Annotated in this window: 22 protein-coding genes; 15 read left to right on the top strand and 7 right to left on the bottom strand. The window is 59.6% G+C overall.

What is annotated here, in order from left to right; all coding sequences use genetic code 11:
- The first annotated feature begins 15 nt into the window (after positions 1 to 15).
- The 7 genes from FE840_RS03270 to FE840_RS03240 all read left to right on the top strand — a co-directional run bounded on the left by FE840_RS03270 (position 16) and on the right by FE840_RS03240 (position 7910).
- A complete protein-coding gene (locus FE840_RS03270) occupies positions 16 to 2229 on the top strand; it encodes a primosomal protein N' (protein WP_138287228.1) in 2214 nt (737 codons plus the stop codon).
- A gap of 84 nt (positions 2230 to 2313) precedes the next feature.
- Positions 2314 to 2697, top strand: a complete 384-nt coding sequence (locus FE840_RS03265; RefSeq protein WP_138287230.1) for an AGROH133_08824 family phage infection protein — start codon at positions 2314 to 2316, stop codon at positions 2695 to 2697.
- Positions 2698 to 2946: 249 nt separating this feature from the next.
- The gene (locus FE840_RS03260) at positions 2947 to 3513 is read left to right on the top strand and encodes a F0F1 ATP synthase subunit delta (RefSeq protein ID WP_138287232.1); all 567 of its coding nucleotides are present in this window, start codon (positions 2947 to 2949) and stop codon (positions 3511 to 3513) included.
- A complete protein-coding gene (atpA, locus tag FE840_RS03255) occupies positions 3513 to 5042 on the top strand; it encodes a F0F1 ATP synthase subunit alpha (protein WP_138287233.1) in 1530 nt (509 codons plus the stop codon). The genes FE840_RS03260 and atpA overlap by 1 nt, the downstream gene beginning before the upstream one ends.
- A gap of 29 nt (positions 5043 to 5071) precedes the next feature.
- Complete coding sequence (locus FE840_RS03250; protein WP_138287235.1) at positions 5072 to 5953, top strand: F0F1 ATP synthase subunit gamma; 882 nt, start codon at positions 5072 to 5074, stop codon at positions 5951 to 5953.
- Positions 5954 to 5977: 24 nt separating this feature from the next.
- Complete coding sequence (atpD, locus tag FE840_RS03245) at positions 5978 to 7441, top strand: F0F1 ATP synthase subunit beta (protein ID WP_138287237.1); 1464 nt, start codon at positions 5978 to 5980, stop codon at positions 7439 to 7441.
- 61 nt (positions 7442 to 7502) lie between these two features.
- Positions 7503 to 7910: a F0F1 ATP synthase subunit epsilon gene (locus FE840_RS03240; RefSeq protein WP_138287238.1), complete on the top strand. Its 408-nt coding sequence runs from the start codon at positions 7503 to 7505 to the stop codon at positions 7908 to 7910.
- Positions 7911 to 7976: 66 nt separating this feature from the next.
- Here the strand turns inward: FE840_RS03240 and FE840_RS03235 are convergent, their stop codons facing one another.
- The 4 genes from FE840_RS03235 to FE840_RS03220 all read right to left on the bottom strand — a co-directional run bounded on the left by FE840_RS03235 (position 7977) and on the right by FE840_RS03220 (position 13309).
- Positions 7977 to 9596, bottom strand: a complete 1620-nt coding sequence (locus FE840_RS03235; RefSeq protein WP_138287240.1) for a GMC family oxidoreductase — start codon at positions 9594 to 9596, stop codon at positions 7977 to 7979.
- Between the two features lie 9 nt (positions 9597 to 9605).
- Complete coding sequence (locus FE840_RS03230) at positions 9606 to 10823, bottom strand: mandelate racemase/muconate lactonizing enzyme family protein (protein ID WP_138287242.1); 1218 nt, start codon at positions 10821 to 10823, stop codon at positions 9606 to 9608.
- 42 nt (positions 10824 to 10865) lie between these two features.
- Complete coding sequence (gene aldA, locus FE840_RS03225) at positions 10866 to 12290, bottom strand: aldehyde dehydrogenase (protein WP_171033690.1); 1425 nt, start codon at positions 12288 to 12290, stop codon at positions 10866 to 10868.
- Between the two features lie 98 nt (positions 12291 to 12388).
- A complete protein-coding gene (locus tag FE840_RS03220; protein ID WP_138287245.1) occupies positions 12389 to 13309 on the bottom strand; it encodes a LysR substrate-binding domain-containing protein in 921 nt (306 codons plus the stop codon).
- A gap of 168 nt (positions 13310 to 13477) precedes the next feature.
- Between FE840_RS03220 and FE840_RS03215 the strand changes: the two genes are divergently transcribed.
- The 8 genes from FE840_RS03215 to FE840_RS03180 all read left to right on the top strand — a co-directional run bounded on the left by FE840_RS03215 (position 13478) and on the right by FE840_RS03180 (position 22154).
- Complete coding sequence (locus tag FE840_RS03215; protein ID WP_138287247.1) at positions 13478 to 14410, top strand: L-lactate dehydrogenase; 933 nt, start codon at positions 13478 to 13480, stop codon at positions 14408 to 14410.
- A 202-nt stretch (positions 14411 to 14612) separates the two neighbouring features.
- Positions 14613 to 14987, top strand: coding sequence for an ArsR/SmtB family transcription factor (locus FE840_RS03210; RefSeq protein WP_138287249.1), 375 nt, complete (start codon positions 14613 to 14615; stop codon positions 14985 to 14987).
- A gap of 38 nt (positions 14988 to 15025) precedes the next feature.
- Positions 15026 to 15964: a LysR family transcriptional regulator gene (locus FE840_RS03205; protein ID WP_138287251.1), complete on the top strand. Its 939-nt coding sequence runs from the start codon at positions 15026 to 15028 to the stop codon at positions 15962 to 15964.
- A gap of 64 nt (positions 15965 to 16028) precedes the next feature.
- Entirely contained in the window at positions 16029 to 16508 is a 480-nt protein-coding gene (locus FE840_RS03200; protein ID WP_138287252.1) for a formate dehydrogenase subunit gamma, read from the top strand.
- Positions 16505 to 18061, top strand: a complete 1557-nt coding sequence (locus FE840_RS03195; protein ID WP_138287254.1) for a formate dehydrogenase beta subunit — start codon at positions 16505 to 16507, stop codon at positions 18059 to 18061. The genes FE840_RS03200 and FE840_RS03195 overlap by 4 nt, the downstream gene beginning before the upstream one ends.
- Positions 18062 to 18212: 151 nt before the next feature.
- The gene (gene fdhF / locus FE840_RS03190) at positions 18213 to 21095 is read left to right on the top strand and encodes a formate dehydrogenase subunit alpha (protein WP_138287256.1); all 2883 of its coding nucleotides are present in this window, start codon (positions 18213 to 18215) and stop codon (positions 21093 to 21095) included.
- The gene (fdhD, locus tag FE840_RS03185; RefSeq protein ID WP_138287258.1) at positions 21092 to 21925 is read left to right on the top strand and encodes a formate dehydrogenase accessory sulfurtransferase FdhD; all 834 of its coding nucleotides are present in this window, start codon (positions 21092 to 21094) and stop codon (positions 21923 to 21925) included. The genes fdhF and fdhD overlap by 4 nt, the downstream gene beginning before the upstream one ends.
- Entirely contained in the window at positions 21915 to 22154 is a 240-nt protein-coding gene (locus FE840_RS03180; protein WP_138287260.1) for a formate dehydrogenase subunit delta, read from the top strand. Before fdhD ends, FE840_RS03180 begins: the two co-directional genes overlap by 11 nt.
- A gap of 59 nt (positions 22155 to 22213) precedes the next feature.
- Here the strand turns inward: FE840_RS03180 and FE840_RS03175 are convergent, their stop codons facing one another.
- The 3 genes from FE840_RS03175 to rocF form a co-directional block, all read right to left on the bottom strand.
- Positions 22214 to 22693 carry a chemotaxis protein CheW gene (locus tag FE840_RS03175; RefSeq protein WP_138287262.1) on the bottom strand — a complete coding sequence of 160 codons (480 nt, stop codon included), beginning with the start codon at positions 22691 to 22693 and terminating at the stop codon, positions 22214 to 22216.
- A complete protein-coding gene (locus tag FE840_RS03170) occupies positions 22693 to 24477 on the bottom strand; it encodes a methyl-accepting chemotaxis protein (RefSeq protein ID WP_138287263.1) in 1785 nt (594 codons plus the stop codon). The genes FE840_RS03175 and FE840_RS03170 overlap by 1 nt, the downstream gene beginning before the upstream one ends.
- A gap of 323 nt (positions 24478 to 24800) precedes the next feature.
- Positions 24801 to 25733, bottom strand: coding sequence for an arginase (rocF, locus tag FE840_RS03165; RefSeq protein WP_138287265.1), 933 nt, complete (start codon positions 25731 to 25733; stop codon positions 24801 to 24803).
- Positions 25734 to 25804 lie beyond the last annotated feature (71 nt).

Below are 25804 nucleotides of genomic sequence, written 5' to 3'. Positions count from 1 at the left end.
GCAAGTTGCTCGCCCATGAAGGACGATTCGCGACTAGTCATGACCGAGCTTTTTGATGCGCCAAAGCGGCGCGTCGTGCCGGTTCTCGTTCCTATGCCCGCGCCGACACCCTATAGCTATGCCGTACCCGATGGCGTGACGGTGACGCCTGGATCGATTGTCCAGGTGCCGCTTGGTCCGAGACAGGTGGTTGGTGTGGTCTGGGACGGGCCCGAAGACCAGACGGTAAATCCGAAAAAGCTGCGGGACATAACCAAGGTTTTCGATTGCCCGCCACTTGACCAGAACATGCGCAGTTTTCTGCACTGGGTTGCGGCCTATACCCTGTCTCCTCCGGGCTATGTGGCGCGCATGGCCCTGCGCGCGCCTGCTGCTTTCGATCCGGAACCCATGATCGAGGGGCTGCGCTTCACCGGATACAAGCCTGAGCGCATTACGCCGGCCAGGGAGCGCGTTCTCGAGCTTGCCGCCGACGGCCTGTCCTGGACAAAAAGCGGTCTTGCCCATGCAAGCGGTGTTTCCCCAAGCGTGGTGGACGGCCTGACAAAACAGGGAGCATTTGAGCAGGTGTTTCTGCCGCCGCCGCCTCTCGTGGCTCCACCCGATCCCGACTATATGGTTCACCGTCTCGCGGGTCCCCAGCTAGAGGCTTCCCAGGATATTCTGGCAACGCTTGCAAAGGGCGGTTTTTCTGTCTCGTTGATCGACGGCGTCACCGGATCGGGCAAGACTGAAGTCTATTTCGAAGCTATCGCAGAAACCCTGAGGCGGGGAAAACAGGTCCTCATCCTGCTTCCTGAAATCGCATTGACGGCGAATTTCCTTGAGCGGTTCCAGGATCGGTTCGGTTCGAAGCCGGGCGAGTGGCATTCCGATCTCGCGACGCGTACCCGTGAACGGGTATGGCGCCAGGTATCTACCGGCGATATCCGTGTTGTTGCCGGCGCGCGCTCCGCCCTTTTCCTACCCTTCGAGGATCTGGGCCTGATCATCGTCGATGAAGAGCATGATCCGGCCTTCAAGCAGGAAGATCGCGTCTTCTACAATGCGCGGGACATGGCTGTAGTTCGTGCCCGCATCTCCGGCTTCCCCGTCATTCTGGTGTCCGCCACGCCCTCGGTGGAGAGCCAGGTCAATTGTAATGCAGGTCGATATCATCTGGTCCACCTGCCGACCCGTTTCGCCGATGCGGCGATGCCCGATCTTCACCTCGTCGACATGCGGCGCCATCCACCGGAGCGTGGCGGGTTCCTGTCGCCAGTTCTGGTTCGAGCTATCGGCAAGACGGTGGAGCGCGGAGAACAGGCGCTGCTGTTTCTCAATCGGCGCGGTTACGCACCTTTGACCCTTTGCCGTGTCTGCGGTCATCGCTTCCAATGCCCGCAGTGTTCAAGCTGGCTGGTCGAGCACCGTTTCCGCAATCAGATCCAGTGCCATCAATGCGGCTATAACGAGCCGACGCCGAATGCCTGCCCCGAATGTGGGACGCTTGATCATCTGGTTGCCTGCGGCCCGGGTGTGGAGAGAATCGCGGAAGAGGTGGAGAAGCACTTCCCGGACAAACGGACGCTGGTGCTGTCGTCGGATCTTGGTGGCGTCAAGCGTTTGCGGCTCGAACTGGAGGCGATTGCTCAAGGCGAGGCCGATATCGTTGTCGGGACCCAACTGGTTGCCAAGGGTCACAATTTTCCCCTCATGACACTTGTAGGGATCGTCGATGCCGATATCGGGCTGTCGAACGGGGATCCCCGTGCTGCAGAGCGAACCTTTCAGCTCTTGTCACAGGTGACGGGGCGCGCTGGCCGAACGGGGCGCAAGAGCCACGGCTTGCTCCAGACATTCCAGCCACAGCATCCCGTGATGCAGGCTCTCGTCTCTGGCGATGCTTCGGCCTTCTATGAGCGTGAAATCGGCGAACGGGAGAGGGCTGCGCTGCCGCCTTACGGTCGGCTTGTCTCGATCATTGTTTCAGCCGACAACAGGGCAGAGGCAGAAGGGCATGCCCGCGCTCTTCGTCTCGCCGCGCCTTCTGGGACCGATATTGCTATTCTCGGGCCTGCCGAAGCACCGCTTGCTTTGATCAGAGGGCGCCATCGGTTCCGCTTGCTCGTTCATGGCCGTCGTTCAAGCGATATGCAGGGCTTTGTCCGTGCAATGCTGCAAAACGGTCCCAAGGAGCGAAAATCAATCCAGGTGCAGGTGGATGTTGATCCCCAGAGCTTCCTTTGACATGACTAAACGAGCGCTCGCGAACGATCACTTCTTCGCGATCTCTGTAGAGCGATGAGCAACCCGGCTGGGACCTGAAAACGCATGAATTTCTATTTTCCAATGGAACCAGGAGAGCAACTTGCATTCATCTCAGCCGTTATGGCCTGTCTGATGGGTTGTGTTGCCCTCTTTGCCCCTGGCTATGCTCTGAGGTTTTCTGGCTTTGAAGACCGTGAGTTCAGCTCAACTGCCAGGGCAGCGGTTCGTTCCAGCGGTGGCCTGTTAATCGGCTTTGCCGGAACGGCGCTTATGCTTGCCCAGCCGATGGTTTACCTTGCCTTCGGTGCCGCGCTCGCTCTCGCGGCATTCGGACGTACCTTGTCCATTCTATCCGATGGACCATCAAAACTCCGCTCAAAACTGCTTCTGGTTGTAGAAATTCTTCTTGCTTCTCTACCACTTGCTTATGTTTTCGGACTGATCTGACGGAATGACTGAAGCCGTCTAAGCATTTTGGCGCAGATTCGCACAAAATTCGGCCGAAGGCCTTGCTCTAAAAGGTCAAACCTTTAATACGCGTGTTGCGAGTCTAGACCTCCTATGCTAGACGAACCGCGAAATTCGGAGAACGCAAGTGCACAAAACTTGTGTTTCTGGGGAAAACATAACGAATCCAAGGCTTTGAGCTGCCCCCTATGGAGGCGCTGGGAACCTGGGTCCAGAGCAGGGAATATTTTGCCCGTGGCAGACACATCCCAAGTGATTTCAGGCGTGGCCGAGCGTTACGCGTCGTCGCTTTTCGAACTTGCGCTTGAAGCTGGTGCAGTAGACGCAGTCGGTAAGGATCTTTCTCGGATCCAGGCGATGATCGATGACAGCGCCGACCTCAAGCGTCTCGTTCTGTCACCAGTCTTTTCGGCTGATGAGCAATTGAAGGCGGTCACGGCCATACTTGAAAAGGCCGGCATCTCGGGCCTTGCGCTGAACTACGTCAAGGTTGTCACCGACAACCGGCGTTTGTTCGCTCTCAGCGGCATGATTGCTGCCTACCACCAGATTGCCGCTCGTCATCGTGGCGAGATAACGGCCTATGTTACTTCTGCACATGCCCTGACGGCTGAGCAGGAAAACGAACTGAAGGCGGCGCTGAAGAGCGTTACCGGCAAGGATGTTTCAATCGCACTCACGGTTGATGCGTCTCTTCTTGGTGGGCTGATCGTCAAGGTCGGCTCGCGCCAGATCGACACGTCTCTTCGCACCAAACTTTCCACCCTTAAGCTTGCACTGAAAGAGGTTGGCTGATGGATATCCGCGCCGCGGAAATTTCCGCAATTCTGAAAGATCAAATCAAAAACTTCGGCAAAGAGGCAGAGGTCTCTGAAGTCGGCCAGGTTCTGTCCGTTGGTGACGGTATCGCCCGTGTCTACGGTCTCGACAATGTCCAGGCCGGTGAAATGGTCGAATTCCCGGGCGGCATCCGCGGCATGGCGCTCAACCTCGAAGCCGACAACGTCGGTGTGGTTATCTTCGGCGCAGACCGTGACATCAAGGAAGGCGACACCGTCAAGCGTACGGGTGCAATCGTTGACGTGCCAGTTGGTCCGGAACTTCTCGGACGCGTCGTTGACGCGCTCGGCAACCCGATCGACGGCAAGGGTCCGATCAACGCAACCCGTCGTTCGCGTGTCGACGTAAAGGCTCCGGGCATCATTCCGCGCAAGTCGGTACATGAGCCGATGTCGACCGGCCTCAAGGCCATCGACGCTCTCATCCCGGTTGGCCGTGGCCAGCGCGAGCTGGTCATTGGTGACCGTCAGACCGGTAAGACCGCCATCATCCTGGACGCCTTCCTCAACCAGAAGGCCATCCACGACAACGGCCCCGAGAACGACAAGCTGTACTGCGTCTACGTCGCCGTCGGCCAGAAGCGCTCGACCGTTGCCCAGTTCGTGAAGGTTCTCGAAGAGCGTGGCGCTCTCCAGTACTCGATCATTATCGCTGCTACCGCATCCGATCCGGCTCCGATGCAGTATCTCGCACCGTTCGCCGGCTGCGCGATGGGCGAATACTTCCGCGACAACGGCCAGCACGCCCTGATCGCATACGACGACCTGTCCAAGCAGGCTGTGGCCTACCGCCAGATGTCGCTTCTGCTGCGCCGTCCGCCGGGCCGTGAAGCTTATCCGGGCGACGTCTTCTACCTGCATTCGCGTCTGCTCGAGCGCGCCGCCAAGATGGGTGACGCTGCTGGCGCCGGTTCGCTGACCGCTCTGCCGGTCATCGAAACCCAGGGTAACGACGTTTCGGCCTTTATTCCGACCAACGTTATCTCGATCACCGACGGTCAGATCTTCCTTGAAACCGACCTGTTCTACCAGGGCATTCGTCCGGCCGTTAACGTCGGTCTGTCGGTTTCGCGCGTTGGTTCTGCCGCCCAGATCAAGGCGATGAAGCAGGTTGCCGGCTCGATCAAGGGTGAACTCGCCCAGTATCGTGAAATGGCTGCCTTCGCCCAGTTCGGTTCGGACCTTGACGCTGCAACCCAGCGCCTGCTGAACCGTGGTGCTCGCCTGACCGAGCTCCTGAAGCAGCCGCAGTTCTCGCCGCTGAAGACGGAAGAACAGGTTGCTGTGATCTTCGCTGGCGTCAACGGTTACCTGGACAAGATCCCGGTCAGCCAGGTCGGCAAGTTCGAGCAGGGTCTGCTGTCCTACCTCCGTTCGGAAGGCAAGGCGATCCTCGACACGATCCGCACCGAAAAGGCGATCAGCGACGATACCAAGGGCAAGCTCAAGGCCGCTCTCGATAGCTACGCGAAGAACTTCGCCTAATTCAGGCTCAAGCCAAGGACGGATAACGGATGCCTTCACTTAAGGATCTGAAAAACCGGATCGCCTCCGTCAAGGCGACGCAGAAGATCACCAAGGCGATGAAAATGGTCGCTGCGGCGAAGCTGCGTCGTGCGCAGGAGGCGGCCGAGGCTGCCCGGCCATATTCGCAGCGCATGAGCATGGTTCTTGCCAACATCGCTCAGGCAGTTGGTGGCGACGAGAGCGTGCCGCGTTTGATGACCGGTACCGGGAAGGACGATGTGCACCTGCTCGTCGTCTGCACCGCGGAGCGCGGCCTTTGCGGCGGCTTCAATTCGCAGATCTCGCGTTATGCTCGTGATCATGCCCGAAAGCTTCTTGCCCAGGGCAAGACGGTCAAGATCTTCTGCGTCGGCAAGAAGGGCTATGACAGTCTGCGTCGCGAATTCGGTGCGATGATCGTCGAGCGTACGGACCTGCGCGAAGTCAAGCGCGTTGGTTTCTCGGATGCGGATGCCATCGGGCGCAAGGTGATCGCCATGTTTGATCGTGGTGAATTCGACGTCTGCACGCTGTTCTATTCTGAATTCAAGTCGGTCATCAGCCAGGTGCCGACGGGTCTGCAGCTGATACCGGCTGCTGCCCCGACGGATGCTGGCGCTCAGGATGGCGCTTCGTCGCTTTATGAATACGAGCCGGATGCCGGTGCGATCCTTGCCGATCTCATCCCGCGCAACATCTCGGTTCAGATCTTCCGGGCTCTGCTCGAAAACGTTGCTGGTGAAATGGGCGCAAAGATGAGTGCCATGGATAACGCGACGCGCAATGCAGGTGAGATGATCAACAAACTGACATTGTCCTACAACCGTCAGCGTCAGGCGCAGATCACCAAGGAACTCATTGAAATCATTTCGGGCGCGGAAGCGCTCTGAGGTTAAGGAAAGAGGGTAAGGTACATGGCTAAGGCAGCTACCCCGAAATCAAAGGCGGCAAAGGCCGCAACCGGTTCTGTCGGCAAGGTGACCCAGGTCATCGGCGCTGTCGTGGACGTGGCGTTCGACGGTGAACTGCCCGCGATCCTGAACGCACTTGAAACCAACAATGGCGGCAACCGTCTGGTTCTCGAAGTTGCTCAGCACCTCGGCGAAAACCAGGTCCGTACGATCGCCATGGACTCGACCGAAGGTCTTGTTCGCGGCCAGGAAGTGGTCGACACCGGCGCACCAATCTCGGTTCCGGTCGGCAAGGAAACCCTTGGCCGTATCATGAACGTCATCGGTGAACCCGTTGATGAAGCTGGTCCGATCGAAACATCCGGTCGCCGCGCAATCCACCAGGACGCACCGGCCTATGTCGATCAGTCGACCGAAGCCCAGATCCTGGTTACCGGCATCAAGGTTGTCGACCTGCTCGCTCCCTACGCCAAGGGCGGCAAGATCGGTCTGTTCGGTGGCGCCGGCGTTGGCAAGACCGTTCTCATCATGGAACTGATCAACAACGTCGCCAAGGCACACGGTGGTTATTCGGTCTTCGCTGGCGTGGGTGAACGTACCCGCGAAGGCAACGACCTTTATCACGAAATGATCGAGTCTGGCGTTAACAAGCATGGCGGTGGTGAAGGCTCCAAGGCTGCTCTCGTTTACGGCCAGATGAACGAGCCGCCGGGCGCTCGTGCGCGTGTTGCTCTGACCGGTCTGACGATCGCCGAGCAGTTCCGTGACGAAGGCCAGGACGTTCTCTTCTTCGTGGACAACATCTTCCGCTTCACCCAGGCAGGTTCCGAAGTGTCGGCTCTGCTCGGCCGTATCCCGTCGGCCGTTGGTTATCAGCCGACTCTGGCCACCGACATGGGTCAGATGCAGGAGCGCATCACCACCACGACCAAGGGCTCGATTACCTCGGTTCAGGCCATTTACGTTCCGGCCGACGACTTGACCGACCCGGCACCGGCAACTTCGTTTGCCCACCTGGATGCAACGACCGTTCTGTCGCGTTCGATTGCTGAAAAGGGTATCTATCCGGCCGTTGACCCGCTGGACTCCACATCGCGTATGCTCGACCCGATGATCGTCGGCGCAGAGCATTATGAAGTGGCTCGCAAGGTGCAGTCGACGCTGCAGCGCTACAAGGCGCTTCAGGATATCATCGCAATCCTGGGTATGGACGAACTCTCTGAAGAAGACCGTCTGGCTGTTGCCCGCGCCCGCAAGATCGAGCGCTTCCTGTCGCAGCCGTTCTTCGTTGCTGAAGTCTTCACCGGTTCGCCGGGCAAGCTGGTCGCACTCGAAGACACGATCAAGGGCTTCAAGGGTCTGGTCAACGGCGAGTATGATCACCTTCCGGAAGCTGCCTTCTACATGGTCGGTTCGATGGACGAAGCGATCGAAAAGGCCAAGAAGCTGGCTGCCGAAGCTGCCTGATCAAGGACCGGCGTGCGTGAAGGCGCACGCCTCTCCCACTCAATTGAAGAAGTGAACCGTCATGGCCGACAATTTCTCTTTTGAACTCGTATCGCCCGAGCGTCTGCTGCTTTCCGAAAAGGTGAGCGAAGTGGTCATTCCGGCGACAGACGGCGAAATGACCGTGATGGCAAACCATGCTCCGACCATGACAACCATCAAGCCGGGTGTGGTCTCCGTGAAGCTCGCTTCCGGTCAGGTCTCCAAATATGTGGTATTTGGCGGCTTTGCCGACGTCCTGCCGACAGGCTGCACGCTATTGGCTGAGTCGGCTGTCCCAATGAGCGAAATCTCTGCCGAGACGCTGAAGAAGCGGATTGATGACGCTCGCAAGGAACTCGACAGCGCGCATCACAACGATCATCGCACGAAGCTTGAACAATATCTCGCTGAACTGACAAATCTCAACGGCATCCTCGTTGCTGCATAAGTTCGGCGTTCTGTAAGTCGTTAAAGGAGCCGGGTCCTCGCGTCCGGCTTTTTTCATGCGCTGATATCAGGCAGATGCGGCATCCTCCAGGATCATCGCCGAGCCCTTTTCGGCGACCATCATCGTCGGGGCGTTGATGTTGCCCGCCGTGATGTTCGGGAAGACAGAGGCATCGACAATGCGAAGCCCCGGGACGCCATGCACCCGGAGCCGGGCATCCACCACAGTTTCGCGGGGATCGCTGCCCATCGCACAGGTGCCGCAGAGGTGGTAGATGGAGCCGCTGTTGAAGCGGAAATAGTCAAGCAGTTTGTCATCGCTTTCGACCGTCTTCGAAGGCGATACCTCCTCCTCCACCCAATCCGACAGCGCCCGCGCATTCGCGATCCGGCGCATCATCCGGCTCCCCTGCAGGACCTCCTCGATGTCCCGTTGCGTCGACAGGTAGTTCGGGCGGATCAGGGGGGCGTCTGCGGCATCGGGTGACGCTATGGTCACCGTTCCCTTGCTCGTCGGCCGGCAGGCGTTGAAGGCGATCAGGAAGCCGGGATAGGGCTCGGGCGTCAGGCTGGCCCGCGGATTGTCCGGAATGCGGTAGGAGAGCGGGTTGAAATAGAGCTGGATGTTGGGCCTGATCTCCTCAGGCGAGCCTCGGAAGAAGCCTCCGGCCTGATTGACGCTCATCGCAAAGGGACCGCTGCGCTTCAGCAGCCACATCAAGCCAAAGCGGGCCTGGCCGATCAGGCTCGCAAAATCGCCATTCAGCGTCGGCTTCTTCGAGCGGTAGTAGAAGCTGGCGCAGAGGTGGTCCTGCAGGTTCTTGCCGACGGCGGGCAGATGCCTGCGCGTCTCGATACCCTGGGCAAAGAGGGTTGCCCCATCGCCGAGGCCTGAAAGCTGCATCAGCTTTGGCGTATCGACGGCCCCTGCCGCCAGGATCACCTCGCGGCGGGCGCTGAAGCGTCTCGCCCGCCCATGCTGCATGACCTCGATGCCCGACACCCTGCCGTCCGTCTCGACCAGCAGACGCCGCGCATGGGCCTCGCGCTCGATCGTCAGGTTCGCTCGCTTGAGCGCCGGGCGCAGATATTCAGCGCTCGAATGCGAGCGCTGGCCGCGCCTTGTGTTGACGTCGTAGACGCCGGCGCCCTCGATCGTCGCGCCGTTGAAATCTTCGTTCAGGGGCAAGCCAAGCTCGTTGCAGGCGTCGAGAAAAGCGTCGCTCACCGGATGCGTGGCGCCACGCATCGGCGTCACATGGATCGGGCCATTACCACCATGCCACGGGCTTTCGCCACGGGCATGGGTTTCCAACTTGCGGAAGTAGGGCAACACGTCGTCGAAGCCCCAGCCCGGGTTTCCGGCATCGCGCCAGTCGTCGAAATCCTGACGCGCGCCCCGTACGAAGACCATGGCATTGATCGAGCCGGAACCACCCTGCACCTTGCCGCGCGGAGCGTAGATCCGCCGACAGCCGAGATTGGGCTCGGGCTCGGTGCGGTACATCCAGTTGACCTTCGGATTGTAGTAGCTCTTGGCATAGCCGACCGGGATCTTGAACCAGAAGGATTTGTCCTCGCCGCCCGCCTCGATCAGGAGCACCGTATGACGCCCGCTTTCGCTCAGGCGGCTGGCCACGATGCAGCCTGCCGAGCCTGCACCGACCACGATGAAATCGAAGATCATAGGATATCCTCAGCCCTTGGCCGGTGCGAAGGCCTTTACGTCGGCATGCTCGGGCGCCATCTGCAGGTGCAGCCTGTCGCCGGTATAGGGCGTGTGCTTTGCGATGACCTCGTCGTTCAGTTCGATGCCGAGGCCCGGCTCGCGCGACGGAATGAGATAGCCGTCGTCGAAGCCGAGCTTCGTCTTCAGCACCTCGGCATGGAAGCCGCCGAAATCCATGATCGCCTCGTGGATCAGGAAGTTCGGGCAGGTGGCCGCGAGCTGAATCGAGGCGGCTGCCCCGACCGGGCCGTTATAGAGATGCGGCGCGATCTGCGCATAAAAGGTTTCGGCCATCCCGGCGATCTTCTTTGCTTCCAGAAGCCCACCGACGCGAGCGACATTCATCTGCAGGATGGAGGCAGAGCCAAGCTGCAATACTCTCTGGAATTCGTATTTCGTCGTCAGCCGCTCGCCCGTCGAGACGGGGATCGAAGTGGCGCGGGCGACTTCCGCCATCGCCGCTTCCTGGCCGGGAGGAACGGGCTCCTCGAACCAGAGCGGATCGTATCTCTCCAGCCGCTTCGCAAGTCGGATCGCCGAGGAGGGCACCATCTGGCCATGGGTGCCGAAAAGGATGTCGGCGCGGTTGCCGATGGCATCACGGATCTTGCGGCAGAACTCTTCGCAGCGGTCCATGACCGGCAGTGACAGCTGGTGACCGGAATAATTGGTATAGGGGCCCGCCGGATCGAATTTCAGCCCGGTGAAACCCGCCTCGACCATGCGGATCGCCTCTTCGGCGGCGAGATCGGGATCGTTGTAGTCGTATTCCCCGGCTGAATTCTTCGGATAGAGGTAGGTGTAGGCGCGCAGCTTGTCGTGGACCGGGCCGCCCAGCAGATCGGCGACCGGCCGTCCGCCAGCCTTGCCGATGATGTCCCAGCAGGCGATTTCGAGGCCGGAGATGATCCCGACCATGGTCGGGTCCGGCCGCTGGGTGAAGCCGCTCGAATAGGCCGCGCGCCAGAAGCGCTCGATCTGGTGCGGGTCGTGACCTTCGAGATAGCGGGTGAAGACGTCTTCGACGAGAACCGCGATGCCAGAGGGGTGGAAGGCGGTCGAATAGATCTCGCCGACGCCCTTGATGCCGCAGGCCGTCTCCAGCTCGACGAAGATCCAGTACATACCGCCGATATGCGGCGCGGGCGTTGCGACAACGTGTGTCTTGAGTGAAGCGACTTTCATGACTGCCCCCGATGAAAAATTCTTGAGCCGGCTAATCGGCAATCACTGCTTGAGGATGACGAGGCGGGTCTGGGTGAATTCCAGCATGCCGTGCTTGCCGTCGTCGCCACCGAGGCCGGAGCGTTTCCAGCCGGCGTGGTAACCCTGGTAGGGATCGGCCGGGAAGCGGTTGATGTAGAGTTCGCCCGCCTCGATCTCGTTCGCGGCCTTCATCACCTTTCGGTAATTCTCGGTGAAGACGACGGAGGCGAGGCCGAACTGGTGGTCGCTTGCCATGGCAAGCGCTGCGTCGAAATCGTCATAGATGATCACCGGCAGGACCGGTCCGAAGACCTCTTCCCGGACGATCTCCATGTCATGCCGGCAGCCGGACAACAAAGTGGGAGGATAGAAATAGCCGGCACCTTGCGGAACAAAGCCGCCGGTCTCCAGATTGGCACCTTCTGCCATGGCCCTTTCGACCATGGCGTGCACGCGACTCCGTGCGGTTTCGCTCGCAAGTGGACCCATTGCTTGTGGATTGGACGACCGATCCCCAAAGTTCCTGTCGGAAAACGATGCCTTCAGCTTTTCAAGCAGAGCATCATGCACTGACCGGTGCACATAAAGACGTTCCACGGATGTACAGACCTGCCCACAATGAGCCGTCTTGGCCGCCAGGACGCCTTTGGCTACGGCATCAAGATCGGCATCCGGTTCGACAATTACAGGCGTCTTTCCGCCCAGTTCAAGAGATGGCTTGGCAATGTTTGCCTTGCAGAAATCAAGCACTTTCTGCCCCGCCGACACGCTCCCAGTCAGCGTGATCATGCCTATCTCGGGCCGGGTGCACATCGCCTCGGCCACGTCATGGCTCATGGTCATGATGTTGACGAGACCCGGCGGCAGGTCCGCCTCGGCAATGCATTCGGCAAAGACGAAGGCCGATGTGGGTGTCGTATTGCTGGGGCGCACCACAACGGCGTTCCCTGTAATGAGGGCCGGGGCGATTTTGCGCACCAGTGTATAGATGGGAAAATTGAAAGGGATCAGGCAGGCAACAATGCCGATTGGCGCGCGCTTGAGCATCAGCGTCTCGTCGGGCGTGTCGCTGTCGATCACTTCGCCTTCGATCCGGCGGGCCCATTCGGCGTGGTAGCGCATCAGTTCGACGCCATAGATCACCTCTCCGGTCGCATCCGCCAGGCTCTTGCCCGATTCCCGCGCCAGCGCCTCACCGATCCGGCCAGCGTTCTTCTCCAGGATGTTTGCGAGCTTGCGAAGGGCTTCCCCGCGATTTATGGCCGGCTGCCTTGCCCAATCACGTTGCGCCTTTGACGCCGCCCTTACTGCGTCGACGACTTCATCGGCCGTTGCTGCCGGAACTGATGTGAAGATGTCGCCTGTTGCCGGATTGCGAACATCGATTGTGTTCGCGGTTCTCGGTTCGACGAAAAGACCGCCGATGAAATTCTGATAGCGTTCCACAGATGTCTCCTTGCAAGTCGATGCAAGGGTGGATCTCTTTCGCCCGGTCTCGCAAGCGAGGATTTTTCGGGTGAAGCATGAAAAAAAGGAATGCTGCGTTACTTTGTCGTCTTGCTGGAACCAGTCGACGTTTGCAGTTCTTCCAGCAACCATGAACGGAACGCGGAAACATTCGGGTTGGGCGGACTGTCTGTCCGGGCCACCAGCCAGTAGGATTCGTGCCCTTCTACTTCTACATCAAGCACTTCGGTCAGTTTGCCCTGATCAATCAGATCCTGAACCATGAAACGGTCGGCAACCGTCACGCCGAGACCCGAGGAAGCCGCTTCGATCGCGAGATCAAGCAGGTCAAACTCCAGCCCCCCTGCCGTATCGGTCTCCGTCAGTCCTGCAGCATCCAGCCATCTTTGCCAAGTCAGGTAGCGTCTGTCGGCTGAGGCGAGGACATGCAGAAAGGTGAGCCTTGCGAGATCGAGTGCCTGATCGTGCTTTGCCTCCTCAAGAAGCGACGGGGCGCAGACGGCGATGTGACGCTCCGTCATCAGCAGATCCGCATTCAGCATCGGCCATTCCCCGTCACCAAAGCGAATGGCGCAATCTAACAAACTGCGCTCAGAGAGGCTGTCCTGAAGGTCGGTCGTGATACTGATGTCGATATCTGGCAGGACACGACGCAGCCTGCCAAGGCGAGGCATCAGCCATCGTCTGGCAAAGGTCGGTGGGACATTGATGCGCAGTCGACGCAGGTTACCGCGTTCCATGATGTTGCGAACGGTCAGTTCGACATTGTGGAAGGCGTGCTGGAGTGTCGCCAGGAGTTCAGTGCCCGCAGGAGTAAGCTCAAGATGGTGGTGCCGGCGCACCAGCAATGTCTCACCCAGTTGCTCCTCGAGATTGCGGACCTGACGGCTGACAGCACTTTGTGTCAGGTTCAGGCGATCTGCCGCACGGGTGAAGCTGCGGGTCTGACCAACAACTTCGAAAATCTTCATTGCGGACAGTGCCGGCAGTTTGCGCATGAGCCCCCTCGTCGCTCGCTCTCTTCCGACCATAAATGTCGGTGGGGACATAAAGCAAAGCTTTGCTGCCTTGGTCACGCGCTTTCTCTGCAACTTTTCAGGGAGACGCTTCATGCATGGCAGTTCCTGTGCCATTGTCGGACTGCATGAACGACAGGAGATTACGGCGTGAAAGTTGGGATCATTGGTGCTGGCATGGTGGGAAGCTCGGCGGGATATGCGTTGGCGCTGATGGGGATTGCGCATGAGATTGTCTTGGTGGATCAAAACCATGCGCTTGCTATTGCACAGGCTGAAGACATTTCGCATGCCGTGCCCTTCATGTCCTCAACGGTGGTCCGTCCGGGCGATTACGAAGACCTGCAGGGTGCGGGTGTCATCATTATCGCCGCAGGTGTCAGTCAGAAGCCCGGAGAAACCCGGCTTGCATTGCTTGAGCGCAATACAGAGGTGTTTCGCTCTGTCCTCGCTGCCGTCCTCCCCATCGCTCCTGACGCGATCCTCCTGATTGCCTCGAACCCGGTTGACATCATGACGCAGATTTCGACCCGGATCTCCGGGCTCCCGCCCGGTCGCGTGATTGGATCGGGTACAATACTGGACACGGCCAGGTTCCGCAGCCTTGTCGGTCGCTATCTCGGCATTTCGCCGCAATCTGTGCATGCCTATGTGTTGGGAGAGCATGGCGATAGTGAAGTCCTTGCATGGTCGAGCGCAAAGGCAGGTTCGATCTCGCTTGAGTCCTTTTCGCGCCAGATCGGTGTTCCGCTTACCGAAGCGTTGAAAAGTGAAATAGATGATGGCGTGAGAAATGCTGCCTACAAGATCATCAAGGGCAAGGGTGCGACCTATTATGGGATCGGGGCGGGGCTCGCACGGATCATCAAGGCCATTGTGCAAGACCAGCGCGACGTTCTTTCCGTCTCGATTGTCACGCCCGATGTTGTTGGTGTCGAGGATGTTGCCTTGTCTATACCGAGGGTCATCGGAGCCGCAGGTGTGGTGGCCGATCTCTTCCCTGATCTTGCTGATGAGGAAGCGATCGCCTTGCGCCGCAGCGCCCAGATATTGAAGGAGAGGGTAGATCCCTTGATGCTCTGATCGTTTCATTTTTGGGCCAAATGCCATCTGGCCTCATAAATTCTGGTGTTATGGCAAAGGGATGGGCTATCTACACTGGTGGTTTAGCGTACGTGCCTTATATATCGCCATGTGCGCAATTAACGCTGTGCGCCGGTTTCGAATGCTCGATCCTGCTGGATCGTGTAGAAGGCTCCAAGGGACTATTGCAGTGGGTTTAAACATGGATCTTGCGCAAGTATCGGAGACCGATACAGAAGAACGGCTGGACGATTTCATGTCCAAGGCCAGGGCGGCGAGTGGATTGTTGAAAGCCTTGTCGCATGAGACGCGCCTTCTGATCCTCTGTCTTCTCAGCAATGGTGAGCGCACTGTCAGCGAAATCGAGCAGTTTCTTGGACTGCAGCAGGCTGTGGTATCGCAACAACTGGCCCGGCTTCGCATGGAAAACATCCTGCAGACCAGACGGGATGGACGTCAGATCTACTACCGGATTGCCGACCCACAGCTGAACGAACTGATTTCGGTGCTGTACAAGATGTATTGTGAGCCGGGCAGCAAGATGGCAAGCCTCGAGAGCGACTCGAGGGACGACTAAGCAACGCCTCGTGTCTGCCAGACTTTGGATCCCTGGCGATGATTGACAAGCTGGAATTCTTCATCGCGCTTGCCCGCCAGCAGCATTTTGGTCGCGCGGCGGAAGAATGCGGCGTGACACAGCCGACGCTGTCTGCCGGTATCCGCCAGCTCGAAGAACAACTCGGTGTGATGCTGGTCCAGCGCGGTTCACGTTTTCTCGGTCTCACCCCGGAGGGCCAGCGGGTTCTCGAATGGGCGCGGCGCATCGTTGGGGACACCCGAACCATGCGCGAGGAGATGCGCGCCGCGCGGCGTGGTCTTGCCGGCCATATCCGGCTCGCGGTCATTCCCACCGCGCTTGCCATGGTGCAGAAGCTCACCGAACCCTTCCAGGCACGGCATCCGGACGTCACCTTTTCGGTCCTGTCACGCACCTCGCTGCAGGTCCTGAGCCTGCTTGAAAACCTCGAGATCGACGCCGGCATCACCTATCTCGACAACGAGCCTCTTGGTCGCGTCACCAGCGTGCCGCTCTATTCCGAGCGCTATCACTTGATCACGGCTGTCGGTGCGCCGCTTGCCGATCGTGACAGCGTCTCCTGGAGCGAGGTGGCTGATCTCAGGCTCTGTCTACTGACCGCCGACATGCAAAACCGCCGGATCATCAACCAGCACATGACGGAAGCCGGTGTGGCGCCGAAGCCGACGCTTGAGTCCAATTCGATGATCGTGCTCTTTTCCCATATCCGCACCGGCAAATGGGCTTCGGTCATGCCGAAGAATGTGGCCCAATCCTTCGGCTTCGGCGAGGAGATCCGGATGATCCCAATCACGTCACCCGAGGCGGAGCATCTGGTGGGATTGGTCGCCACCCATCGCGAACCCTTCACCCCGCTCGTCTCAGGCCTGTTGCATGAGGCGCGCTTGCTGTCGGCCTCAAATGCCTTCGATAGAAATCTTCTATCGAACGACGGAAGCGCCGTATTGACCTCCTGAGCCTTGACCCCTCATCATTCTCTGACGAGTGAGCCCGGCAGAGTGTGGCGGGCGAGGAGGACCTATGAACATTCGTGTGGCTGTGGACGACGTTTCTGCCCGCGTTGCAGCGATCGTCGCTGAACTGCAACACTTGGAGGGGCCGATGCTGCCGATCCTGCACCGCCTGCAGGAGGAATTCGGCTATATCCCCGAAGTCGCCAAGCAGATCATCGCAAATGCATTGAACCTGTCGCGCGCTGAGGTGCATGGCGTCATCACCTTCTACCATGATTTCAAGTCCCACCCCTCCGGACGACATGTTCTAAAGCTCTGTCGCGCCGAGGCTTGCCAGTCGATGGGCTGCGAGCCTCTGGCGGACAAGATCAAGGCCAAGCTCGGCATCGACTGGCACGAGACGACGCCTGACGGTGCCGTCACCCTCGAACCCGTCTTCTGTCTCGGCCTCTGCGCCCAGGCGCCGGCTGCGATGCTCGACGGCGAGCTACATGCGCGGCTCGACGAACACTGTCTTAGCGACATTCTGGCGGAGGTGCGGGCATGAGTGTCACCGTCTTCGTCCCCCGCGATGCGGCAGCGCTTGCCGTTGGTGCCGATAAGGTGGCGGCTGCCATCACCCGCGAAGCCAGGGCGCGCGGCAAGGACGTGACCATCGTCCGCAATGGCTCGCGCGGCATGCTGTGGCTGGAAGTGCTGGTCGAGGTTCGCACCGAGAAGGGCCGCGTCGCCTATGGTCCGGTCAGGGCCTCCGATGTGCCTTCGCTCTTCGATGCCGGCTTCCTGGAGGGCGGCGATCATCCGCTTGGCCATGGCCTCACCCACGACATCCCCTTCCTCAAGGGCCAGACGCGGCTCACCTTCGCCCGCTGCGGCGTCACCGATCCGCTCTCGCTCAATGACTATCGCCTCTATCAGGGCCTCAAGGGCCTCGCCAACGCCATTGCGATGGCACCCGCCGAGATCGTCAAACAGGTCACCGACAGTGGCTTGCGCGGTCGCGGTGGCGCTGGCTTCCCGACCGGCATCAAGTGGAAGACGGTGGCGGATGCGAGGGCCAAGCAGAAATACATCGTCTGCAATGCCGATGAGGGCGACAGCGGCACCTTTGCCGACCGGATGATCATGGAGGGTGATCCCTTCGTGTTGATCGAAGGAATGGCGATTGCCGGCATCGCGGTGGGTGCCACCAAGGGCTATGTCTATACCCGCTCCGAATATCCGCATGCGATTGCCATGATGGAAGAGGCGATCCAGATCGCGCGGCGCGAAGGCATCCTCGGTGCCTCGGTCATGGGATCGCCTTACGCCTTCGACATGGAAGTGCGCATGGGTGCCGGCGCCTATGTCTGCGGCGAGGAGACCTCGCTGCTGAACAGCCTCGAAGGCAAGCGCGGCGTTGTCAGAGCCAAGCCGCCGCTTCCGGCACTTCAGGGCCTGTTCGGCAAGCCGACCGTCGTCAACAATGTCATGTCGCTCGCCTCCATTCCCGTGATCATGGATCGCGGTGCGCAGTTCTACCGCGATTTCGGCGTCGGTCGCTCACATGGCACGATCCCGATCCAGCTCGCCGGCAATCTCAAGCATGGCGGCCTCTATGAAACCGCCTTCGGCCTGCCGCTCGGCCAGCTGATCAACGAGATCGGCGGCGGAACGATGTCCGGTCGGCCGGTCAAGGCGGTGCAGGTGGGCGGCCCGCTCGGTGCCTATTTCCCGCCGTCGCTGTTCGATACGGTCTTCGACTATGAGGCCTTTGCCGCCGCTGGCGGTCTCATCGGCCATGCAGGCGTGGTGGTCTTCGATGACAGCGCCGATATGCTGAAGCAGGCGCGCTTCGCCATGGAGTTCTGCGCGGTCGAAAGCTGCGGCAAGTGCACACCCTGCCGCATCGGATCGACGCGTGGCGTCGAGACGGTCGACAAGATCGCGCAAGGTATCGAGCCGGAGAAGAACAAGGTGCTGCTGGAAGATCTCTGCAACACCATGAAATTCGGTTCGCTTTGTGCGCTCGGTGGTTTCACCCCCTATCCGGTGATGAGCGCCATGACGCATTTCCCGGAAGATTTTGTGCCGGCACCGGTCCGGGAGGCTGCGGAATGAGCTTCTTTTCTCTTTCGTCATCCTCGGGCTTGTCCCGAGGATCTACCGACTTTGCCATGCGGGGGACGTTCACAACTGAACCGGCTCCCGAAGTTCAGACGCAGCAGATCCTCGGGACAAGCCCGAGGATGACGGCGGAAAGGTAAGCGCCATGCCCCTCGTTCCTGAAATCGACTACGGCACGCCCGCCTCGCGTTCCGAGAAACTGGTGACGCTCACCATCGACGGTCGCGAGATCACCGTGCCCGAGGGCACGTCGATTATGCGCGCCTCGATGGAGGCCGGCATTCAGGTGCCGAAGCTCTGCGCGACAGATATGGTCGATGCCTTCGGTTCCTGCCGCCTCTGTCTGATCGAGGTGGAGGGCCGCACCGGCACGCCCGCCTCCTGCACCACACCGGTCGCACCCGGCATCGTCGTCCATACGCAGACCGAGCGGCTAAAGGCCATCCGCAAGGGCGTGATGGAGCTTTACATTTCCGACCACCCGCTCGACTGTCTGACCTGTGCTGCCAACGGCGACTGCGAGCTGCAGGACATGGCCGGTGCCGTTGGCTTGCGCGATGTACGCTACGGCTATGACGGCGAAAACCACGTCAAGGCGCGGTCTGCCGAGGGTGCCATCAACGCCCAGTGGATGCCGAAGGACGAGAGCAATCCCTATTTCACCTATGATCCCTCAAAATGCATCGTCTGTTCGCGCTGCGTGCGCGCCTGCGAAGAGGTGCAGGGGACGTTTGCACTGACCATCGAGGGCCGCGGTTTCGACAGCCGCGTTTCGCCCGGTGCGCATGAAGCGTTTCTCTCGTCGGAATGCGTCTCCTGCGGCGCCTGCGTTCAGGCCTGCCCGACGGCAACGCTGACGGAAAAATCCGTGATCGCAATCGGCCAGCCGGAGCATTCGGCAGTCACCACCTGCGCCTATTGCGGCGTCGGCTGTTCCTTCAAGGCGGAGATGCGCGGCGAGGAACTGGTGCGCATGGTGCCGTGGAAAGATGGCCAGGCCAATCGCGGCCATTCCTGCGTCAAGGGCCGCTTCGCCTATGGTTATGCCAGCCACAGGGACCGCATTCTCAACCCGATGATCCGCGAGAAGATCACCGATCCCTGGCGCGAAGTGACCTGGGAAGAGGCCTATGCGCATGTCGCTTCCGAGTTTAAGCGCATCCAGTATCAGTATGGCCGGGAAGCGATCGGCGGCATCACCTCGTCGCGCTGCACCAATGAAGAGACCTATCTGGTCCAGAAGCTGATCCGCGCCGGCTTCGGCAACAACAATGTCGACACCTGCGCCCGCGTCTGCCATTCGCCGACCGGTTACGGCCTCGGCCAGGCCTTCGGCACGTCTGCCGGTACGCAGAACTTCGACTCGGTCGAGCATTCCGATGTCGTCGTGGTCATCGGCGCCAATCCGACCGATGGTCACCCCGTCTTCGGTTCGCGGCTGAAGAAGCGGCTCCGCCAGGGGGCGAAGCTGATAGTCATCGATCCGCGCCGCATCGATCTGGTGCGCACCCCGCATGTGGAGGCGTCTTACCACCTGCCGCTGAAGCCCGGCACCAATGTCGCCGTACTGACAGCACTTGCTCATGTCATCGTCACCGAAGGCCTGTTCGACGAGCGCTTCATCCGCGAGCGCTGCGACTGGTCGGAGTTCGAAGATTGGGCCGCTTTCGTCTCTGAACCGGCGCATTCGCCCGAGGAAACGGAAAAGTTCACCGGCGTGCCGGCTGCTGAACTGCGCGGTGCCGCGCGCCTGTTTGCCACCGGCGGCAATGGTGCCATCTATTACGGCCTCGGCGTCACCGAACACAGCCAGGGCTCGACCACCGTCATGGCGATTGCCAACCTTGCGATGGTCACCGGCAATATTGGCCGCCCCGGCGTCGGCGTGAACCCGCTGCGTGGCCAGAACAATGTCCAGGGCTCCTGCGACATGGGCTCCTTCCCGCATGAGCTGCCCGGCTATCGCCACGTCTCCGACGATGCGACCCGCGAGACCTTCGAAAAGCTCTGGGGTGTCGAGCTCAGCAACGAGCCGGGCTTGCGCATCCCGAACATGTTGGATGCCGCCGTTGATGGCACGTTCAAGGGCATCTATATCCAGGGCGAGGACATCCTGCAGTCCGATCCCGATACCAAGCATGTTTCGGCCGGCCTTGCCGCCATGGAATGCGTCGTCGTGCACGACCTCTTCCTCAACGAGACGGCGAACTATGCGCATGTCTTCCTGCCGGGTTCGACCTTCCTCGAAAAGGACGGGACCTTCACCAATGCCGAGCGCCGCATCAACCGCGTGCGCAAAGTCATGACGCCGAAGAATGGCTATGCCGACTGGGAAGTGACGCAGAAGCTCGCCCAGGCCATGGGCCTAACCTGGAACTACACCCATCCGTCGCAGATCATGGACGAGATTGCGGCGACCACGCCGAGCTTTGCCGGCGTCTCCTATGAGTATCTGGAAAAGATGGGCTCGGTGCAGTGGCCCTGCAACGAGAAATTTCCTGTGGGATCGCCGATCATGCATGTCGACGGTTTTGTGCGCGGCAAGGGCAAGTTCATCCGCACCGAATATGTGCCGACGGACGAGCGCACCGGCCCGCGCTTCCCGCTGCTTCTGACCACCGGTCGCGTTCTATCGCAATACAATGTCGGTGCGCAGACGCGGCGCACGGAAAACAGTGTCTGGCATGAGGAAGACCGCCTGGAGATCCATCCGCATGATGCCGAACAGCGCGGCGTCAAGGATGGCGACTGGATCAAGCTTGCCAGCCGTTCCGGCGAAACGACGCTCCGCGCTCTGATCACCGATCGCGTGGCGCCGGGCGTGGTCTACACGACCTTCCATCACCCCAATACGCAGGCCAATGTCATCACGACAGACTTCTCTGACTGGGCAACCAATTGCCCGGAATACAAGGTGACCGCCGTGCAGGTCTCGCCGTCCAACGGCCCGACCGAGTGGCAGGAGGAGTATGAGGAGCTGAGCCGTCGTTCGCGACGCATTGCCGGCAAGCTGGAAGCGGCGGAATGAGCGATGTGATCGGCTCCACGGTACGGATTGTCGGCGGGCTGAAGGCGAGCCACGGGCACGTCTCGGCCAGCAGCCGGCTCGTGCCGGAGGAGGTGCCGATCGCCTTTTCCTATGCCGGCTCCACCCATGCGGTGATGATGGCGACGCCCGATGATCTCGAGGATTTCGCCGTCGGCTTCTCGCTCGCCGAGGGCATCATCGAGGGGGCCGAAGATGTGGTTGCCATCGACGCCATCGAGGCGGGTGATGGGATCGATGTGCAGGTGACGCTGAAGGAGATGACGGTCGAGGCGCTGGTTGCCAGGCGTCGGCGCATGGCCGGTCCCGTCGGATGCGGGCTTTGCGGGATCGAATCGATCGAACAGGCGAGCCGCCCTGTCCGGCCTGTCGGGGCAGAGGGATTCCGTGTGGCCGCCCGGGACGTTTCCCAGGCCATGGCGCAGCTGACGGGGCGGCAGGATCTCAACCGCCAGACACGCGCCGTCCATGCCGCAGGCTTCTACAGCCTGAGGCAAGGGCTTGTCGCGATCCGCGAGGATGTCGGCCGTCACAATGCGCTCGACAAGCTCGTCGGTGCCGTCGTCATCGGCGGCTGGGAGCCGGCTCAGGGGGCGGTTGTGGTCACGAGCCGTCTGTCCGTCGAGATGGTGCAGAAGACGGCAGCGCTCGGTGCGCCCGTGCTGATTGCCATTTCCGCGCCGACAGCGCTTGCCATCCGCACGGCCGCGCAGGCCGGCATTACCTTGATCGGCATTGCGCGCGACGAGGATTTCGAGATTTTCACCCGGCCCGACCGGGTGGCCGAGGGAGAAAACAGTCATGTCGCTTGATCACGCGGATGAGAAGCTTGTCCGGATGGCGAACCAGATCGCCACCTTCTTTGCTTCGCAGCCGGAGGCGGTCAGGGTGGAAGGGGTTGCCACCCATATCAACAAGTTCTGGGAGCCACGGATGCGCCGGCGGTTCTTCGAGCTTGTCGAGCAGTCCGATGCCGGCTTCCTGCCGCTGGTGAGGGCAGCGGCGATCCATGTTCGAAGGCCCGATCAGGTCTCGATTTAGTAAGCCAAAAACAACAAAAGCGGCCGAAGCCGCTTTCGTTCATACTTTGATGACTGGCTTTACGCCGCCATGTCTTCCAGGTCGCTGCCCTTGAACATCTTGGCGAGGTTCAGGAAGCAGATCATGCCGTTCTCGTTCGCAATGATGCCTTCCGAGAACGTCTTGTCGAAAGATGCCGACACTTCTGGAACCGGCTGAACCTGGCTCGACGGGATGGTCAGGATGTCCGACACCCGGTCGACCAGCATGCCGATGACCATGTTGTGGACTTCGGCAACCACGATCGCAGAGCGCTCGTTGGCTACAGTGCTTTTCATGCCAAGCTTGTAGGCAAGGTCGATGATCGGGATAACGGAACCACGCAGGTTCATCACTCCAATGACATCCGCCGGTGCATGAGGGATCGGCGTAGAAGGGGCCCAGCCGCGAATCTCGCGGATTGTGGTCGTCTTGACGCAGAATTCCTGATCGTGAAGGCGGAAAGCGATAATCTCGAGGGTTTCGCCGCCGAAGCTAGTCGAGTTAATTGTCGTTGCCATCAAAAGTCTTCCCAACCTTCCTGAGCCTTGGCCGCAGTCGCTGCGCCTGATGCCGAGGCGACCCTTGCCATGAGTTTGCGTGCCGGCGATGCCACAGGCTGGGCATCCGTACGCGCTACACTCACTTTAGGGGAAGATTGTTTACCAATTCTAAACTGCGCTACGAGGTCGCGCAGAGACTTTGCTTCCTTCGCCAGACTATGGCTAGCAGCCGTGCTTTCCTCGACCATGGCGGCATTCTGCTGCGTGTTCTGGTCCATGGCGTTGACTGCCTTGTTGATCTCCAGAAGCCCGGTCGACTGTTCACGAGATGCCTCCACGATCGCGATGACGTTGGCGTTGATCTCCTGCACTTCGCTGACAATCTGTTGCAGGGCCTTGCCGGTTTCGCCAACGAGTTCCACACCGTTCTTGACCTGGCTGGAAGACGCGGTAATCAGCGCCTTGATTTCTTTGGCGGCCTTTGCAGAGCGCTGTGCCAGTTCGCGAACTTCCTGGGCAACGACGGCAAAGCCCTTGCCGGCTTCGCCCGCACGGGCTGCTTCGACACCGGCATTCAGCGCCAGCAGATTGGTCTGGAAGGCGATGTCATCGATTACGCCAATGATGTTCGAGATCTCGCGGGACGAATTTTCGATCTGATCCATCGCGCTGATGGCATTCTTGACGACTTCACCAGACTTCTCAGCCCCGCTCTTTGTCCGGCTGACGAGCTGTCCTGCTTCTGTCGCACGCTTCGAGCTGTCTGCCACGGTCTGAGTGATCTGCTCCAGCGCAGCGGCTGTCTCCTCGACGGCAGCCGCCTGCTGCTCTGTGCGCTTGGCAAGATTGTCGGAAGCGCTCCGGATTTCCTCTGAGCCCGAGGCGATCCCGTCAGTATTCGTGCTGACGCTCAGCATTGCCTGTTCAAGTTTGCCAATCGACTCGTTGAAGTCGAGACGAATCTTTTCCAGCGAAGGAATGAAAGGTTTTTCGATACGTGCGGTGAGATCGCCATTCGCAAGCGCTGACAAGCCATCCGCGATGTCGTCAACTGCACGCACCCGTTCGGTGATGTCCGTCGCGTATTTGACGACCTTGAAGACACGACCGCTGGCATCGAAGATCGGATTATAGGATGCCTGGATCCAAACAACCTTACCACCCTTGCCAAGTCGCTTGAATTCCTGCGCCACGTATTTGCCGCTCGCCAGATCTTTCCAGAACTGGCTGTATTCGGATGTCTGGACATAGGCCGGTTCGCAGAACATCGAGTGATGCTTGCCTTTGATCTCGGAGAGCGCGTAGCCCACCGTCTGCAGGAAGTTCTCGTTGGCTGTCAAAATTTCACCGGCCGGGGTAAATTCGATCGTCGCTTGAACCCGTGAAATGGCTTCCAGCTTGCTGGTATTTTCCGCAGACACTGTCTTGGCTGCTGTGACATCACTGGCAATCTTCACCACCTTGTAGGGCTTCTTGCCACGGAAGACCGGGTTGTAGGAGGCCTGTATCCAGATTTCCTGGCCACTCTTGGTGAAGCGCTTGTATTCGCCGCTGTCGAATTCGCCGCGCCCGAGCCTTGCCCAGAAGTCCCTGTATTCCTTGCTCGCCGCATAGGTTGCCTCACAGAAGATCCGGTGGTGCTTGCCCTTGATCTCGGAGAGGCTGTAACCGACCGCCTGACAGAAATTCTCATTGGCGGTGAGAATATTGCCCTCGAGATCGAATTCGATCATGGCCTGTGATTTTGCAAATGCCGCGAGTACGGCTGCCGCATCGCTGCCGGCTGTCTGAAGGAATCCCATTGCACTCTCTCCCAAAAACCGTGTCTGAACCCACGGTGCCCGCTCAAAAAGGTCCGGCAGTCGCTTGCGGGCTCGATGACTGCAGTCGGAATACCCTAATTTATGAGGGGCTAAATTTAATATACATTTAATTTCGGATATTTATAAAAGCTCACGCTGGTCATGCGTGAGCGCCTAGTGGTCATTTGTTGTGCATACAGTTCGACCATGAATGAGGCTGTGTGTTTCGAACCACCTCTCACTGGTCTGGCTGCAAGAGCAAGCATGATATTGTCAGCAAGTGTGTCTTCCTACACCGGCGTCCGAGACGCAAAACGAGAGGGTCAAGCCGGACGGGTCGGCCTGTCGAGAATCTTCTTCCCGAAGAGGCTTGACGCCAAATCCACCATGATCCGGGCACTGCGCCCTCTGTCATCCAGAAACGGGTTGAGCTCTACAATATCCAGAGCGGAAACACGCTTGCTGTCGTGCAGCATCTCCATGATGAGATGCGCTTCGCGGAAGGTAGCTCCACCCGGGACCGTGGTTCCGACGCCAGGTGCAACATCCGGATCAAGGAAGTCAACGTCCAGGCTCACATGCAGAAGTCCGTCTTCGTTCTCAACATGAGAAAGAATGCGTCTGACAATGCTGCCGATGCCCTCTTCATCAATCGCGCGCATATCGAAGACCGTGACATTGTGTTTCGCGATCAACCGACGTTCTTCAACATCCACTGAACGGATGCCCACCTGATAGACGCGCGTCGTGTCCACCAGTGGGCGTGCGGCATCAAGGATAGGTGCAAATTCTGCCTGTCCGCAGAAATAGGCAACTGGCATGCCGTGCATATTCCCGGACGGCGACGTCTCGGGCGAATTGAAGTCTGCATGGGCATCCAGCCAGAGGACGAAGAGCGGCCGCCCCAGTGTCCTCGCATATCGCGCCATCCCCGAAACGCTGCCCATGGACAGGCTATGATCTCCTCCAAGCAGGACGGGCACAGAGCCTTGGGCTGCGGCCTCAAAGGTTGCCTGTTCAATCGCCCGGCAAAATGCACCGACGGTCTGAAGGTTTTTCGCGCCGGCCATTGGCGCCAGGTCTTCGGCGGGTGCTGGACGCAAATCGCCACGATCGGTGATCCGATAGCCGAGTTCCGTCAGGGTCGCCGCAATCCCAGCAATGCGCAAGGCTGCCGGGCCCATCGAGCATCCACCACGTCCTGATCCTTCTTCCAAAGGCACACCGATCAGTGTCACGCTGGCATTATCTTGCATATCACCACTCCACGACGTCTAGGGTCTGCACCTTCTGCTTTTTTGTTGTTTGCAAAAACTCGAAAAATCGT

This window comes from Peteryoungia desertarenae (assembly GCF_005860795.2).
Classification (GTDB): Bacteria; Pseudomonadota; Alphaproteobacteria; order Rhizobiales; family Rhizobiaceae; genus Allorhizobium; species Allorhizobium desertarenae.
Note: the sequence above shows the minus strand (reverse complement) of the source record. Positions and strands in the feature narration are given on the sequence as shown.

Excerpts from the sequence above, each read along its gene's own strand:
- rocF (WP_138287265.1), bottom strand. The coding sequence starts at position 25,733 with ATGCAAGATAATGCCAGCGTGACACTGATCGGTGTGCCTTTGGAAGAA.
- atpD (WP_138287237.1), top strand. The coding sequence starts at position 5,978 with ATGGCTAAGGCAGCTACCCCGAAATCAAAGGCGGCAAAGGCCGCAACC.
- FE840_RS03220 (WP_138287245.1), bottom strand. The coding sequence starts at position 13,309 with ATGCGCAAACTGCCGGCACTGTCCGCAATGAAGATTTTCGAAGTTGTT.
- fdhD (WP_138287258.1), top strand. The coding sequence starts at position 21,092 with ATGAGCGATGTGATCGGCTCCACGGTACGGATTGTCGGCGGGCTGAAG.
- FE840_RS03205 (WP_138287251.1), top strand. The coding sequence starts at position 15,026 with ATGATTGACAAGCTGGAATTCTTCATCGCGCTTGCCCGCCAGCAGCAT.
- FE840_RS03240 (WP_138287238.1), top strand. The coding sequence starts at position 7,503 with ATGGCCGACAATTTCTCTTTTGAACTCGTATCGCCCGAGCGTCTGCTG.
- FE840_RS03175 (WP_138287262.1), bottom strand. The coding sequence starts at position 22,693 with ATGGCAACGACAATTAACTCGACTAGCTTCGGCGGCGAAACCCTCGAG.
- fdhF (WP_138287256.1), top strand. The coding sequence starts at position 18,213 with ATGCCCCTCGTTCCTGAAATCGACTACGGCACGCCCGCCTCGCGTTCC.
- FE840_RS03250 (WP_138287235.1), top strand. The coding sequence starts at position 5,072 with ATGCCTTCACTTAAGGATCTGAAAAACCGGATCGCCTCCGTCAAGGCG.
- FE840_RS03270 (WP_138287228.1), top strand. The coding sequence starts at position 16 with ATGAAGGACGATTCGCGACTAGTCATGACCGAGCTTTTTGATGCGCCA.
- FE840_RS03180 (WP_138287260.1), top strand. The coding sequence starts at position 21,915 with ATGTCGCTTGATCACGCGGATGAGAAGCTTGTCCGGATGGCGAACCAG.
- FE840_RS03265 (WP_138287230.1), top strand. The coding sequence starts at position 2,314 with ATGAATTTCTATTTTCCAATGGAACCAGGAGAGCAACTTGCATTCATC.
- FE840_RS03200 (WP_138287252.1), top strand. The coding sequence starts at position 16,029 with ATGAACATTCGTGTGGCTGTGGACGACGTTTCTGCCCGCGTTGCAGCG.
- FE840_RS03230 (WP_138287242.1), bottom strand. The coding sequence starts at position 10,823 with ATGAAAGTCGCTTCACTCAAGACACACGTTGTCGCAACGCCCGCGCCG.
- FE840_RS03210 (WP_138287249.1), top strand. The coding sequence starts at position 14,613 with ATGGATCTTGCGCAAGTATCGGAGACCGATACAGAAGAACGGCTGGAC.
- FE840_RS03170 (WP_138287263.1), bottom strand. The coding sequence starts at position 24,477 with ATGGGATTCCTTCAGACAGCCGGCAGCGATGCGGCAGCCGTACTCGCG.
- FE840_RS03195 (WP_138287254.1), top strand. The coding sequence starts at position 16,505 with ATGAGTGTCACCGTCTTCGTCCCCCGCGATGCGGCAGCGCTTGCCGTT.
- atpA (WP_138287233.1), top strand. The coding sequence starts at position 3,513 with ATGGATATCCGCGCCGCGGAAATTTCCGCAATTCTGAAAGATCAAATC.
- FE840_RS03235 (WP_138287240.1), bottom strand. The coding sequence starts at position 9,596 with ATGATCTTCGATTTCATCGTGGTCGGTGCAGGCTCGGCAGGCTGCATC.